General features: G+C 62.9%; 12 protein-coding genes. 6 read left to right on the top strand and 6 right to left on the bottom strand.

Annotated elements, in window-relative coordinates:
• Nucleotides 1-200: 200 nt before the first annotated feature.
• From KY459_14700 to KY459_14710, 3 genes are read right to left on the bottom strand one after another with little or no spacing between them, the layout of a single operon-like run.
• On the bottom strand, nucleotides 201-779 hold the full coding sequence (locus KY459_14700; protein MBW3565958.1) for a hypothetical protein: 579 nt from the start codon (nucleotides 777-779) through the stop codon (nucleotides 201-203).
• Between the two features lie 13 nt (nucleotides 780-792).
• Entirely contained in the window at nucleotides 793-1,629 is an 837-nt protein-coding gene (locus tag KY459_14705; GenBank protein ID MBW3565959.1) for an ABC transporter substrate-binding protein, read from the bottom strand.
• Complete coding sequence (locus KY459_14710) at nucleotides 1,626-2,342, bottom strand: 1-acyl-sn-glycerol-3-phosphate acyltransferase (protein MBW3565960.1); 717 nt, start codon at nucleotides 2,340-2,342, stop codon at nucleotides 1,626-1,628. Before KY459_14710 ends, KY459_14705 begins: the two co-directional genes overlap by 4 nt.
• A gap of 536 nt (nucleotides 2,343-2,878) precedes the next feature.
• Here KY459_14710 and KY459_14715 point away from each other — a divergent pair.
• From KY459_14715 to KY459_14725, 3 genes are all read left to right on the top strand, one after another.
• Nucleotides 2,879-5,020, top strand: coding sequence for an alkaline phosphatase family protein (locus KY459_14715; GenBank protein ID MBW3565961.1), 2,142 nt, complete (start codon nucleotides 2,879-2,881; stop codon nucleotides 5,018-5,020).
• A 13-nt stretch (nucleotides 5,021-5,033) separates the two neighbouring features.
• A complete protein-coding gene (locus KY459_14720) occupies nucleotides 5,034-6,215 on the top strand; it encodes a PP2C family protein-serine/threonine phosphatase (protein ID MBW3565962.1) in 1,182 nt (393 codons plus the stop codon).
• 476 nt (nucleotides 6,216-6,691) lie between these two features.
• On the top strand, nucleotides 6,692-6,916 hold the full coding sequence (locus KY459_14725) for a hypothetical protein (GenBank protein MBW3565963.1): 225 nt from the start codon (nucleotides 6,692-6,694) through the stop codon (nucleotides 6,914-6,916).
• 22 nt (nucleotides 6,917-6,938) lie between these two features.
• Here the strand turns inward: KY459_14725 and KY459_14730 are convergent, their stop codons facing one another.
• A complete protein-coding gene (locus KY459_14730) occupies nucleotides 6,939-7,115 on the bottom strand; it encodes a CPXCG motif-containing cysteine-rich protein (protein ID MBW3565964.1) in 177 nt (58 codons plus the stop codon).
• Here KY459_14730 and KY459_14735 point away from each other — a divergent pair.
• From KY459_14735 to KY459_14745, 3 genes are all read left to right on the top strand, one after another.
• Nucleotides 7,105-8,301 carry a PA0069 family radical SAM protein gene (locus KY459_14735; GenBank protein ID MBW3565965.1) on the top strand — a complete coding sequence of 399 codons (1,197 nt, stop codon included), beginning with the start codon at nucleotides 7,105-7,107 and terminating at the stop codon, nucleotides 8,299-8,301. The genes KY459_14730 and KY459_14735 overlap by 11 nt on opposite strands.
• A gap of 184 nt (nucleotides 8,302-8,485) precedes the next feature.
• Nucleotides 8,486-9,334, top strand: coding sequence for an aminotransferase class IV (locus KY459_14740; protein ID MBW3565966.1), 849 nt, complete (start codon nucleotides 8,486-8,488; stop codon nucleotides 9,332-9,334).
• Between the two features lie 187 nt (nucleotides 9,335-9,521).
• Entirely contained in the window at nucleotides 9,522-10,943 is a 1,422-nt protein-coding gene (locus KY459_14745) for an FAD-dependent oxidoreductase (GenBank protein ID MBW3565967.1), read from the top strand.
• A 302-nt stretch (nucleotides 10,944-11,245) separates the two neighbouring features.
• Here KY459_14745 and KY459_14750 read toward each other — a convergent pair whose 3' ends face one another.
• Entirely contained in the window at nucleotides 11,246-13,033 is a 1,788-nt protein-coding gene (locus KY459_14750; GenBank protein MBW3565968.1) for a DNA mismatch repair protein MutS, read from the bottom strand.
• An 8-nt stretch (nucleotides 13,034-13,041) separates the two neighbouring features.
• Nucleotides 13,042-13,698 (bottom strand): SEC-C domain-containing protein, encoded by a 657-nt coding sequence (locus tag KY459_14755; protein ID MBW3565969.1) that lies wholly within the window; start codon nucleotides 13,696-13,698, stop codon nucleotides 13,042-13,044.
• Nucleotides 13,699-13,746 lie beyond the last annotated feature (48 nt).

Consider the following 13,746-nt stretch of genomic DNA (forward strand, 5'->3'; position numbering starts at 1 on the left):
GGCGGTCTCTATTGCTCGTGTTGGGGTTGGGCGCCTCGCACGTGAATGGCCCGTTTGTGCGCTGCGCCCAACCCAACCTTAAACTCTGACCCCTTAACCGGGGGGGGGGGGGGTTTCAACTTGAAATTACCCCCCCCCAATTGGGGGCGCCCCCCACGCGCCCGGGATTTTTTTTTACATTTTACACCCCCGACCCCGCGTCACTGCACCACGCCGTGGAGCTCGTCGGCGAGTGCCGAGTAATCCCTGAGCTCGAAGGATGCCGGATCGTCGACGAGGCTGTCGAGCACCGGGGTCTCGAACTCGCCGGCGCGGAGCTCGGCGCGAAGTCCGGCCGCATCTCCGGCCAGAGTCTCGGGCGAGTGAGGGAGGGACTCCGGCTCGGTTCCGGGAGGGAGGAAATTTCTTCGCTCGGCCGCCCTGAGCCGTTCGTTGATCCGCTCGATCATCTTTTCGATCGATGCCCGCACATTCCCGCTCAGCGCATAGCCTTTCATCTCTTCGGCGATCGCGGTGAGCTCGACGAGGATCTTTTCGAAGGGGACCGAATCGGGGCCGAGCTCGGATGTGATCGCCTGCAGATCCTGACGGGCGAACTCGAAATCCCGGAGGCGGCGTGCGGTCTGCGATTCGATCAGCGCGTTGGCCGTATCGATCAGCATGTTTCCCGCGAGCATCGTCTGATTGCGCATGAACTCCTCATCGATGCCCGCTGTCGCGATGGGGAGCCTTCCGAGGGCGGATACGAGTCTTTCGTGGGTCGAGAGCGCGAGCGTCATGGGATTCCTCGAGTCAGTAGAAGTCGTAACTCCGGATCGGATCGACGAGACCGCGCTCGTGCGCGCGGCTCAGAAAAGTTTTCACCGCGTTCCGGCCACGCTCGCCGTAATCGACGGTGAGATCGTTGACGTACATGCCGACGAACTCGTCGCCTCGGGTTCGATCGAGACCGCGTCCGAAGCCGAGCGCATAATCGAGCGCGGCATCGCGATGCGAAAGGGAGTATTCAATCGATTCCCGAAGAATCCGCGAGACCTTTCGCATCATCTCTTCCCCGAGCGACCGCCTGATTGCGTTGCATCCGAGAGGAAGCGGCAGACCGGTCTCGCGTTTCCACCACTCGCCGAGATCAACGACGAGCTTCAACCCGAGGTCCTTCCAGGTGAGCTGTCCTTCGTGAATGATGATCCCTGCGTCGACGTCCCCGCCGAGCACGGCATGCTGCACATGATCGAAGTTCATCATGACCGGATCCACATCCGGCTCGAAGAGCTGCATCGCGATCCACGCCGAGGTGTTTCTGCCGGGGATTCCGACACGGCGGCCCGCGAGGTCGTTCTCTTCGATCTCGTTCTTCGAAACGACGATCGGGCCGTAACCGTCACCGATCGAAGCGCCGCTCGAGAGCAGCGCGTACTGGTCGGCGACGGAGGGATACAACGCGAACGACAGAGCGGTCACGTCGTAAATCGTGTCGCGCGCCTTTTCGTTGAGCGACTGGATGTCTTCGAGATGATGCGTGAAGCGGACTCCGTCGGTATCGATCAGGTCTTTCGCCAGAGCGTAGAACATGAACGCGTCGTCGGCGTCGGGGGAGTGAGCGAGAGAGATCTCGGTCGATTCAGTCATTCAGCGTGGGCTTCGCGCAGGAGAGCTTCGATCTCCGCGCGCGTCCTTTCAGTGAGCTCGTCCCTGCGGGGGGCGGGATAGTCGGCGACCGGGATTGGTGCCGCGATCCGAATGGTGACAGGGCCCGATCGAATGATCAACTTCCCGACCGGCATCACATCTCTGGTCCCGATGATGCCAACCGGAACGATGTCGAGCCTCGCTCGCATCGCGAGGAGAAACGCCCCTCGCTGAAACGCGCCCAGCTCGGTCGATCGCGAACGGCTCCCCTCGGGAAAGACGAGCACCGAATTGCCCATCCGGATGCGATCGCCGGCGAGTCGGAACGACGCGAGGGCCGTCGAGCGGTCCTTCCGGTCGATCGGGATGAAGCCGGCGGCTTTCAACCCCCAGCCGAAAATCGGAATCTGAAACAGACTTCTCTTCGCCATCACCCGGATCGGCTGGCGGACCGCGACGAAAAGCACCGGGATGTCGAGGTAGCTCTGATGATTCGCGATGAAGACGTACTTTGTCTCCGGATCGACCGACGGGTCGGTTTTCGCCGTGACGGTCACACCCGCTGCGAAGAGAATCATCTTTGCCCACAGGCGGACGAGCCGGTCGATCGTCGGAGTGTTCGTCCGTCCGAACATTCCGAATACGATGATCGGCGTCGCACAGATCACCGTTGCGAAGAGGGTCACGGACGCGGTCCAGATCGATCGGAGCATCGATCGGGATTGTTCCGATCTCGACGCGGGAGTCAAGTAGGTTGGAGGTTGGAGGTTGGAGGAGCCAGTTGCCGGTTGCCGGAGGCCGGTAGCCGGTTGCCGGTGTGCAACTAGGTTGATGGTTGCCACTCTTGTCCAGGTTGATTGTTACCACCCTCAGGTGGCGGCAGGAGCGGGGGGAACGTGGAAAAGGATTGCGGTGCTCGTCTCTCCTTTCTGTCCTGAGCGCTTCCACCGTTTCCGCGTTCGGGATCCGGTCAGCCCGCGCCAGCGGGCGACAGGTCTTAGCCCCCGGCTTCAGCCGGGGGACAGAAGCTTTCCTAAATTTAATGTCGAGCCCGCTTCAGCGGGCGACAGAGCGGAACAATCAACCTGGACATCTCTGGTAACAATGTACCCATCAACTGGCCACTGGCCACTGGCCACTGGCACCGGCAACCGGCAACCGACAACCGACGTCCTCGGAAATGACCCCAGGTTAGATATCGTTGGGAAACGGGCAGATCCCACAGTGCCGTGTCGTCCCGGCTCTTCCAATGAAAAAACAATCGATCCTTTTCACAATCGCTCTCACGCTCGTCTGCTTTGGAGCGGCCGGCGCCGAACAGCCCTCGAAGATGATGGTGATCGGGTTCGACGGCGTCGACGCCCGGCTCACCGAACAGTGGATGGACGCGGGCGAGCTTCCGAACCTGGCGAGGCTCCGCGACGAGGGCACTTTCTCGCATCTCCGGCCGACGATCCCGCCGCAGACCCCGGTCTCATGGTCGACGTTCTCGACCGGAATCGACCCGGGACGCACCGGAATCTTCGACTTTCTGAGACGCGATCCTGCGACGTACTACCCGGTCTTCGCGGCGATCGACGAGGGAACCGCGCCGTTTCTGCTCGGCGAGCACAACGGATGGCTCGCGGGGGGCGTCGTTGCGTTGCTGGTCATCGGGATTTCCTTCGGCCTGATGCTTCTCTTCCGAGTGAAGCGCTGGATCGCGTTTGTCATCGCGATTGCCTCCGGCCTGGTCTTCGGTCACCTCGGTCGCGTCTGGGCGGAGGCCAACATCCCCAGCCAGCGCCCGACCGTCGAGTCCCGCCAGAGCGGCACTCCGATGTGGGAAGTGCTCGGAAAGGCCGGATTCAGTACGCGCGTGGTCCATGTTCCCGTGACGTTTCCGGCGCACGAGCTCGAGAACGGACACCTTCTTTCCGGCCTCGGAGTGCCCGACATCTCCGCAAGAGTCGGCAAACCGTTCTTCTTCACCTCGGAGCTCGATTTCAACCGCTCCCGATCGAACGAGTTCTCGATCGAGGTCGTTCAGCTCGAGGACAACCGCGGCGTCATCGAGACCGAGATCGTCGGACCGCCGAACAAACTCTTCGACGAGCCCCCCTACATCTCGATTCCGATGACCGTCGAGGTCGCTGAGGATCGCCAGTCGGTCGAGCTCCGCGTCGGAAGCCAGGAAGTCACTCTTCGGCCGGGAGAGTGGAGCGACTGGGTAGAGTTCGATTTCCCCTTCAGCAGCCTGGTCACGGTCCACGGGATCAGCAGGTTTCATCTCTTCTCGGTCGAGCCGGAAGTGAAGATCTATCTCTCGCCGATCAATTTTGATCCGCGGAATCTTCCGCCGGGGTTCGACATCTCGCATCCGACGGACTGGGCGGGAGAGCTCGCCGAGATCTACGGCCCGTACAAGACGATCGGCTGGCAGATCGATACGTGGGCGATCTCGGAAGGCTTCGCTGACGAAAAGACATTCTGGGACGATCTCGAATGGACCGTCGCGCAGTATCGCCCGATGTATCGCGACTTTCTCGCGAGCGACGACGATCTGTTCATCCAGGTTTTCGAATTTCCCGACCGGGTCGGTCACGTCTTCTTCCGACTCGAGGACCCCGAGCATCCTGCCTATGATCCCGAACTGGCAGAAGAGTGGGGCGATTCGATCCTGCGGGCCTACAAGATCATGGACGAGCTCGTGGGGGAGGCAATGGCACTCTCCGCCACGAACGGCTCGGAGCTCATCGTGATGTCGGATCACGGGTTCTCGACGTGGCGATGGACGGTCAATTACAACACCTGGCTTGCGGAGAACGGATATCTCGCCCTCAGGAGCGGCGTCGAGGTGAAGGAACGGAATGTCGAGATCCTCTTCGATCACGGCGAGTTCTGGGAGAACGTCGACTGGAGCGGGACGAAGGCCTACGCGCTCGGGCTCGGTGACGTCTACATCAATCTCGCGGGGAGGGAGAGGGACGGGATCGTGCAGCCGGGTGCGGAGTACGAAGGGCTGAAGGAAGAGCTGAAGGAGAAGCTGGAAGCAATGGTGGACCCGGCGACCGGACGCAATCCCGTATCACGCGTCTTCACGCGCGAAGAAGCGTACGGTTCGTTCGACCCCAATGTGATGCCCGACCTGATCGTCGCGAATTCCGAGGGGTATCGGGTGAGCTGGCAGACCTCGCTCGGGGGGGTGCAGAAGGAGATTTTCGCCGAGAACGATGCCGTCTGGAGTGGCGACCACTGTTCGCTCGATCCGGAGCTCGTCAAGGGCATCTTCTTCTCGAACCGGAAGCTCGAGCGAGCCGCAGAGCCGTACATCGCCGACATCTATCCCACCGTGCTCGCGCATTTCGGCGTCGACGCTCCTTACGAGGTCGACGGCAAAGTGCTCGATTGAGCCCGGGCCTCTCATGAACTACAGGTCTCTTCTCGATCAGGTGATGCGAACCCTGGACGAGGTCGACATCGCCGATCGCTCGGAGTCTTCGATCCGGGAGGTCGCCGAGACGATCGCGTCGAACTTCCGGGAAGAGCTGGGGATCAAGGGAGGACGCATCTTCCGCTGGGAGGGGACGAGTTACGAGCTCGTCGGCCGGTTCGGTACACACGGGAAGGGGGCGCTCGGAATCGTAATCTCGGCTTCGTATGCTCCGATCCGGGAGCTTCTCGAAAAGGGAATCCTGGTCATGGATCGGAACGATCCCGCCGCCGACCCGAATCTCGAGAAAAAGCTCGGAGCCAAACGGTTCGCGGCGATCGTCGTGGGCGACGACGACTTCATCATCAGCTTCGACATCACGACCGATACTCCGAGAGAAGACATCTTTCAGGCGCTCGCAATCGTCCGCCACGCGATCAATCAGAAGCTTCGGGTCAACCGGTTCGAGTCGATGATCCGGGAGGCGCAGCGAATCCAGCAGTCGATCCTACCGACGACGAGTCCGCAGTTCGAGGGATTCGACATTCACGGCCGGACCGTCGCAGCGGAGCACGTCGCCGGTGACTACTTCGGTTACCTCCGGCTCTCGCCCAAGTCGCTCGGCCTCGCCGTGGCCGACGCCACGGGACACGGCCTGCCGGCAGCGCTCGTGGTCAGAGATATTCACATGGGACTCCGGATGGGGGCGGACCGGGATTTCAAGATCGTGCGAACGGTCGAAAAGCTGAACCGGATCATTCACGAATCCGGAATCTCGACCAAATTCGTCTCGCTCGTCTATGCGGAGCTCGAAGCCTCGGGGACCCTGGTCTACGCGAATGCGGGGCATCCGGCGCCGCTTCTGATCAATGGCAGCCGCGTCGAATGGCTGACCTCGGGGGGGCCCGTGCTCGGCCCGACACCTGATGCGTCCTACACGCGAGGCTACGTCAACATCGAGCCCGGCGGCGTCCTCTGTCTCTACAGCGACGGGATCGTCGAGGCGACCAATGCGAAGGGGGAGGAGCTCGGTCAGGAGCGTCTCGAGCGAATGCTCGAATCATTGCGGAACGAAGACGCCGAGACGATCGTCACGACCATTCTCGAGAAAGTCGATGAGTGGGATCGCGGTGAGCCCGACGATCGGACGGTCGTGATCATCCGCCGGACCTGAATCGGAACCGGGCGATCAGGATGACCAGTGTTGGAGGTTGGAGGTTCGAGGTTGGAGACTCGAAGTAATGATCTCGCGCCATTCCAACCCACGTCATTCTGAGCCCGGCGCAGCGCGGGCGAAGAATCTGGGCGGGGGATCGTGGAGAAGAGTGAAGAGTGAAGAGTGAAGAGTGAAAGAAGAGACATCACGAAGGTAACCTCTGCATACTCTCACCCTTCACCCCCAATTCCTGCCGCCAGATCCTTCGCCGTCCTTCGGCGGCTCAGGATGAAACCACCATGAAATTGTTGGACTTCGACCCTTTTGCAGCGCTTCGCTTGGCCTGATGTCCCACCCTGCAAGGTCCCTCGCTTGCCCGCCCGACCGCCCGCTCGGGACGACGTCGGTTTGAGTATGAGGTGCGGAGTTTCGCGGACTCCGGTTTTCGTTCCCGCTTCACCGGCGCAACGCGCCGGTCAATTGCTCAGGATGACGTGGGCCGCGTTGCCCGAACTGGCAACTGGCAACTCCTGCTCGCCGGCCGCGCAGCAGCACGAAAGCTAATCGGCGCGAGCAGGAAGAGCGCGGTCTGCTGGGGCGTCGCGCTCGCGGAGATGATCCCGCAGCGGTGGCGGCGCGTTATGGCCGCCGGATCGATGCTGATCGCACTGTCGATTGCCTTCGCCGGTCTGCTGACGATCCGGGCGGCCTTCGGCTGAAACATCAGTTCGGGTCGAGCGTTCAGCTCTCCCGGGAGACGGTGACGTCGGGATCGTTCCACTCGTCCCTGGTGATGCGAAGCTCGATCGGCTGGCAGCAGACCTCGCAGTCCTGGACCATCACACCGGAGACGGCGGGATCGAGTGTCAGGTCATTGATCTCGCCGCAATACGGGCACTGAATGGCGATGTCGTCCACGGGATCATTCTACGAGGGTTGGAGAGCCCTCGCATCCGACGCGTCGGCAGTGACCGCGCCGCTCTACGAGGAGTGGAGCATTCGCGGGCAATGTCAAACTCTGCACCGGTGTTTCAATCTTCCTGTGACGGTCGATGAGAAGACCACACGCCGCCCCGCCCGCGGCGCCGCATCCAATCCGAAGAACCGCTTCGAATCGATCTCGGTGGAATGGGATCCGGAGAGCGGTGAGCCGGAGCCGCATCCCGAGACCGAGTACCTCGAAGATGCGAGCCGTTCGATCATCACCCGCAACGACAGTCCCGACGTCGGATTCGAGCGCAGCCTCAATCCGTATCGCGGCTGCGAGCACGGCTGCGCGTACTGTTTCGCCCGCCCGACCCACGAATATCTCGGTTTTTCCGCGGGGCTCGATTTCGAGACGAAGATCATCGCGAAGCGGAACGCACCGGAGCTTCTGAGGCGCGAGCTCGCAGCAAAGGGATGGGAACCAACGCCGCTTGCGATGAGCGGAGTCACGGATCCCTACCAGCCCGTCGAGCGCCGCCTCCGGATCACGCGAGGGTGCCTCGAGGTTCTGGCCGAGACGCGGAATCCGGTGATCATCATCACGAAAAACGAGCTCGTGACGCGCGACATCGATCTTCTCGGGGAGCTGGCCGCATTCGAGGCCGTCGCCGTCTGCGTTTCCGTGACGACGCTCGATCGGGAGCTCGCCGGAAAGCTCGAGCCCCGCACCTCCCGGCCGCACCGGCGCATCGAAGCGATCCGGGCGCTCGCCGACGCTGGGATTCCGGTCGGGGTCCTCTTCGCGCCGGTGATTCCGGCGATCAACGATTTCGAGATCCCGAAAATCCTCGAAGCGGTTGCGGGCGCCGGTGCCGTCTTCGCGAGCTGGGTGATGCTGCGGCTTCCCTGGGCAGTCTCGCCGCTGTTTCAGGACTGGCTCGAGCGGCACTACCCGGATCGGAAGGATCACGTCCTCTCCCGGCTGATGGAAGCCCGCGAAGGGAAGCTCTATCGAGCCGAGTTCGGGAAGCGGATGCGCGGTTCGGGCGAGCTCGCGCGTCAGACCTCGACGATGTTCGATGTCGCGCGACGGCGTGCCGGTCTCGACGCCAAAGGACCATCGCTGTCGATCGCGCACTTTCGACCCCCCGAGGGAGCGCAGAAGCGATTGTTCTGAAGTGAAGGTGGGCCGAGAGTGAGAGTGGACGTGGTTGACGAAGTGGACGTGGTGGACCCGAGGCACCCGACGCAATCGTGTCAGTCCACCCTCGTCCACGTCGTCCACAGAGTCCACGACCTCCAGACCTCCAGCTCGAACTTCCAGACCTCCAATCCCATGTCCAGTGATACATTCCCGTCTCATGAGTGACGTGCTCTGGTTCAACGGCAAATGGACGACGACGGAGCAGCCGGTTCTCCCGGTCGAGGACCGCGGACTCCAGTTCGGCGACGCCATCTACGAGGTGATCAAGTTTCTCGGGGGAACGCCTGCCTTCGCGCGCGAGCATTACGATCGGATGGAGCGTGGACTCGGAGCGCTGACGATCAGGCATGGCTGGACCTGGGAGAGTTTTCGCGAGCTGCTTCGCGAGCTGATGGACCGAACCTCCTTCGATGACGGGATCATCTACGTGCAGGTGACCCGCGGCATCGCTCAGCGGAAGCACGACGCGGAGCCGGAAGAGCCGGTGAAGATCGTTTACAGCCGCAGCTTCAAATTTCCCGATGAGGCGAAGCGGCGCAACGGCGTCGCGGTGATCACGCGTCCCGACCTGCGCTGGGGACGATGCGATCTCAAGACGACGAACCTCCTTCCGAACACGCTGGGAAAGAAGGAAGCAATTGCGGCGGGAGCCGACGAAGCCATCTTCATCGACGACGGGTTCGTCACCGAAGGAAGCATCTCGAACTTTTTCGCAGTCGAGGGGGAAGCGGTGATCACTCATCCCGCGAACGAGAAGGTGCTTCCGGGAGTCGTGAGGGATCGGACGATCTCGGTTGCGTTGCGGGATCGGGTCCGCGTGGACGAGCGGCCGATTCTGGAGAACGAGCTCTTCAGCCTCGATGAGGCGTTCATCACGAGCACGACCGCGGGAGTGATGCCGGTCGTCTCGATCGACGGAAGAACCGTCGGCAACGGGACCGGCGGTCCGATCACGCTGAGGCTGCAGAAGGAGTTTCTCGATCTCGAGCGATCGCAGACCCTCTGACGAGGAAACATGAAATTGTTGGACTTCGACCCTTTGCAGCGCTTCGCTTGGTCTGATGTCCCAACCTGCAAGGTCCTTCGCCTGCCCGCCCGACCGCCCGCTCAGGATGACGTCGGTTTGAGTATGCGAGTGCGGTTGTTTCTGCACTCACAGGTGTCATTTCCGCTTCACCGAGGGGAGAGTTCCGATGAGTGACGAATTCGATGTCGTTGTGATCGGCGGTGGAACGGCGGGGCTCGTCACGGCGTCGGGGTGTGCACGGCTCGGGCGGAAGGTCGCGATGATCAGCCGGGACCCGCTCGGGGGTGACTGCCTCTGGACCGGCTGCGTCCCGACCAAGGCCCTGGTCGCGACATCCAAACTGATCGGAGGGATGCATCACGCCTCCAGATTCGGACTCGGTGATTACCGGCCTCATATCGATTCCGCCCGGATCATGGAGTCGATGCGGGCCGCACGGCGGAAGATCGAGCCCCATGACGATCCGGAGAAGTTTCGGGCGCTCGGGATCGACGTCATCCTCGAGGCCGCCGAGCTCGAGTCGCCGACCCGGGTGCGAACAGCCTCGGGACGGGCTCTCGAAGCGAAACAGATCGTCCTCGCCACCGGATCCCGGACCTTCGTCCCGCCGATCGAGGGAATCGATGCGGCGGGGTGGATGGATCACGCATCGTTTCTCGAGCAGGATGAGTTCCCCCGCAGGATCGCCATCCTCGGTGCCGGCGCGATCGGAACCGAGTTCGCGCAGCTCTTCGCCCGGTTCGGATCATCGGTCACCCTGATTCAGCAGTCCGCGAGAATTCTGGATCGTGAGGATTCCGAGGTTGCCGCCAGGGTCCGGGCCATTCTCGAAGCGGACGGTGTCACCATTCGAACCGGAACGACCGCGGTCAGGGCGGGTACCGACGGCTCCGGAAAATGGATCGATCTCGAGGGGGAAGGAGCGGGGAGGCTCTCGGTCGACGAGATCTTCGTCGCAACGGGGAGACGCGGAAACATCGAAGGGCTCGGTCTCGAGAACGCCGGCGTGAAGACCAGCCGTACGTGGATTGCCGCCGACGAGTACCTCCGGACGAGCGTGGACGGCATCTGGGCCTGTGGCGACATCAAGGGTCCTCCGCAGTTCACGCATGCTGCGGCGCATGAAGCCGTCGGGCTCGTTCGCAATCTCCTCTTCCCGCTGAAGAGCAAAATCGATTACACGCATATGCCGTGGGGGGTGTACACCGACCCGGAAGTCGGGCACATCGGAATGACCGAGGAGGAGGCGCGGGCGGGGGGTGGTGACGTCCGGGTCTACCGGGTCGAGATGGACCAGGCAGATCGCGCGGTGGCCGAGCGCCATACCGCCGGGTTTATCAAGATCATCGCCGACGGGAAGGGGCGGATTCTCGGTGCGCACGCCGTCTGCGAGCACGCGACGACCGTGATCCAGGAGATCGTCCTCGCGCGCAAGCACGGGCTGAAGGTGAAGGATCTCGCGGGGCGTGTGAGCTCGTATCCGTCGATGGCCGACGCCGTTCAGAAGGCCGCGACGCAGTATTACCAGGCGCTGTCGAGCTCGTGGCTCGGCACAGTTGCGAAGAAGGTGGCGTCCTGGAGCTCGTGAGGTGGATCAGGGATCAGGGGCCAGGAGCCAGGATTCAGGAGCCAGGATTCAGGAGCGCAGAACTCGTCATTCTGAGCCCGGCGAAGCACGGGCGAAGAATCTGGGTGGGGGATCGTGAGTCACCGTTGCCGCTCACTTGTTAACTTTTTTCACGAGCCGCCACCCAGATCCTTCGCCGTCCTTCGGCGGCTCAGGATGACGAGGGGGTGGGTTCGCGAGAGCAAACCTTCGGCCATGAATGTTGCATCGCGCAGGCTCGTCCCGCGTCCCTGAATCCTGGATCCTGGCTCCTGTCTCCTGCCTCACACGTCCAGGCCGATCTGGCGCATCAGCTCGACCGCGTTGCTTCGCTCGACGACGCCCGGCTTCATTCCGTAATCGAAGATCATCTCGCCGTTCTCGATCCGGTCCTCGAAATGGACGTTCGCCGCGGTCGGGATCGACTCGGCGATCTTCGATAGCGCCAGATCGTGAGTCGTGACGAGTCCGGAAGCCCCTCTCGCGAGCAGTGAACGGACGATCGCCTCGGCGCCGATCCGCCGGTCGTGCGAGTTGGTCCCGTGGAGGATCTCGTCGAGAAGAAAGAGAAAGGGTCGCTCGGATGACTCCGCCTCGCGGACGATGTCCCGGAGCCGGAGGATCTCGGCGTAGAAGCGTGAGCGCCGTTCGAGAAGCGAGTCGCGAACCTGAATCGACGCCCCGAGCCGCATCTCCGAGAGCCGAAGCGAGGCCGCGCAGACCGGAGCGCCTGCCAGACCGAGAACGGTGTTGACCCCGACGGTGCGGAGAAACGTGCTCTTCCCCGACATGTTCGACCCGCTGATGACGAGAAGCTCGAGATTCGAATCGAGCCGGAAGTCATTGCGCACGAGCTCGACCGGAGGGATCAGCGGGTGGCCGGCCGCGGTGGCGTCGAAGAGAGGACGGCTCGAATCGACGATCTCCGGAAAGACGTAGTCCGGGTTCTCCCAGGCGAAGCTGCCGAAGGAGAGGAGCGCTTCGAGCTCGCCGAGGGCCTCGACCCATTCGCCTGCATGACTGCCGTACTTCCGGCGCCACGCGCCGATGGCGAATGAAAGATTCGTGTCCCAGAGCAACAGCAGAGCGATCGGGTAGAAGATCTGGTTCCTTCGCGAGTCGAGCAGCGTCACCAGCTTCCGGAGCTTCCGGATTCCCCGGGCGGCCGCTTCCTCGCCGCCGATCAGAGTCTCGTGAATTCTCGCAAGGGCGGGATCGTCGAACAGTTCGTGCTCGATGCGCTCGAGCAGTGTCTCGAGAAGCATCAGGCTGTCGCTGATCGGTTCGATTCCGCTGAGGCTCGTCCGGTACCGGCGGCTGAGCCAGGCAGTTGCTGCCGATGCCAGGACCGAAGCGAGAAACCACGATCTCGGGAGATCCGCTGCGAGCCAACCGAGGAGTGTGATGACGTTGGTGGCGGCGAAGAGGAGCGCGGCGACGCGGAGTGCGACCGGTGCAGGGCCGGGGTCGGTCGAATCCGCTGCCGCGTCTGCAAAGGCATCGGGGCCGATCTCGGCCACATCCGGTCCGACGATCGAGAAGAGATCCTCGCGCAGCTCGCTCCGGTCCTGCAGCTCCCGGCTGGCCGTCTGCCGCTCGAGAATATCCGTCCGCGAAGCCGGCTCGAGGAGCCAGCGCGTGAGCGTGGTCCGTCCCGCCACGGTGCGAGCCGTCGAGATCAGCGAAACGACCGAGCCCGTTCCCGCGATGTCGAGATCGTCGGCATAGAGGTGATCTTCGGGGATCTCCGATTCGATCTCGGGGATCTCGTTCCAGTTGCGATCGATCCGGGCGATGCCGAGCGAGCAGAAGCGAGCACGCCGCTCGACGATCCGTTTCCGGCGGATGAGTCGTGCGTGAATCACGATCGCCACGATGAAAGCCAGAAGGGGAATCACCGAGAGCCAGCCGTTGAGCAATCCCTCGACGAAGGCCATCCACGCGACGACGACGAAGAGAATGAACAGCGCCAGTCGCGTCCAGACGAGCGAACGCTCGCGGATGTCCAGCAGCTGCAGCTCGGCCGTCAGTTTGTCGAGCCGCGCCCGGTAACTGGAGCGGGGATCAGGCACACCGTATCTTACTGGGGTTGTGCGGAATCGGTGGACGGCGAATCGGAGGTCGCGGGAGCCTCCGCGTCATGCCAGTGTCCGTGCACGGTAGACCAGACCTTTCCCTCGGGAACCGGGCCCGGAGGCTGGGGAACGGGGTTGAATCCCTGCGTCGCTGTGCCTCCTCCGACGGTGACTCGCGGGATGTCGTGCCGCGGTATCGGCTGATTCGGCTGTGGCGGGGCGGGCGCGCCCTCCTTCGGGTGCCAGTGGCCGTGCTCGGCGTGCCAGATCATCCCGTTGCGCTCTTCTCCGTCGACCGGCGGCCGGTCATCGGTCGAGGCGGTCAGCGCGGAGGTGGGGGGCGGCGCGTCGGTCCGGATCTGTACCGGCGACGCATCGTGCCAGTGGCCATGTTCGGCGGACCAGACTTTCCCTTCGGGGGCCGGACCTGGTTGCGCGGCCGGTGCGGTCGGCAGGGGAGCCGGGCTCGAGACTCCGTAACTGGAAGTGCTCGAGGCCGGCTCGTCGGAGCCCGAGAAGATTCCCGCGATCACGAGTCCGCCGACCGCGATCAGCGCGACGATCGGGAAAATGCTGGTCCTGTTCTTCGAATTCGTTCCGCAGCAGTGCTTCGCCTTGCGGCCGCTGCCGCACTCGCAGGGGGCGTTACGGTTGATCTTCATTCTCGGGCTGGGCTCCTCATTCTTGGCGTGAAGAACGGAACTCGACGC

The organism is Acidobacteriota bacterium (assembly GCA_019347945.1).
Lineage (GTDB): Bacteria > Acidobacteriota > Thermoanaerobaculia > Gp7-AA8 > JAHWKK01 > JAHWKK01.

What these genes read in the sequence shown, in the direction of transcription:
- KY459_14700 (MBW3565958.1), bottom strand. Translation starts at nt 779, where the DNA reads ATGACGCTCGCGCTCTCGACCCACGAAAGACTCGTATCCGCCCTCGGA.
- KY459_14705 (MBW3565959.1), bottom strand. Translation starts at nt 1,629, where the DNA reads ATGACTGAATCGACCGAGATCTCTCTCGCTCACTCCCCCGACGCCGAC.
- KY459_14710 (MBW3565960.1), bottom strand. Translation starts at nt 2,342, where the DNA reads ATGCTCCGATCGATCTGGACCGCGTCCGTGACCCTCTTCGCAACGGTG.
- KY459_14715 (MBW3565961.1), top strand. Translation starts at nt 2,879, where the DNA reads ATGAAAAAACAATCGATCCTTTTCACAATCGCTCTCACGCTCGTCTGC.
- KY459_14720 (MBW3565962.1), top strand. Translation starts at nt 5,034, where the DNA reads ATGAACTACAGGTCTCTTCTCGATCAGGTGATGCGAACCCTGGACGAG.
- KY459_14735 (MBW3565965.1), top strand. Translation starts at nt 7,105, where the DNA reads ATGTCGTCCACGGGATCATTCTACGAGGGTTGGAGAGCCCTCGCATCC.
- KY459_14740 (MBW3565966.1), top strand. Translation starts at nt 8,486, where the DNA reads ATGAGTGACGTGCTCTGGTTCAACGGCAAATGGACGACGACGGAGCAG.
- KY459_14745 (MBW3565967.1), top strand. Translation starts at nt 9,522, where the DNA reads ATGAGTGACGAATTCGATGTCGTTGTGATCGGCGGTGGAACGGCGGGG.
- KY459_14755 (MBW3565969.1), bottom strand. Translation starts at nt 13,698, where the DNA reads ATGAAGATCAACCGTAACGCCCCCTGCGAGTGCGGCAGCGGCCGCAAG.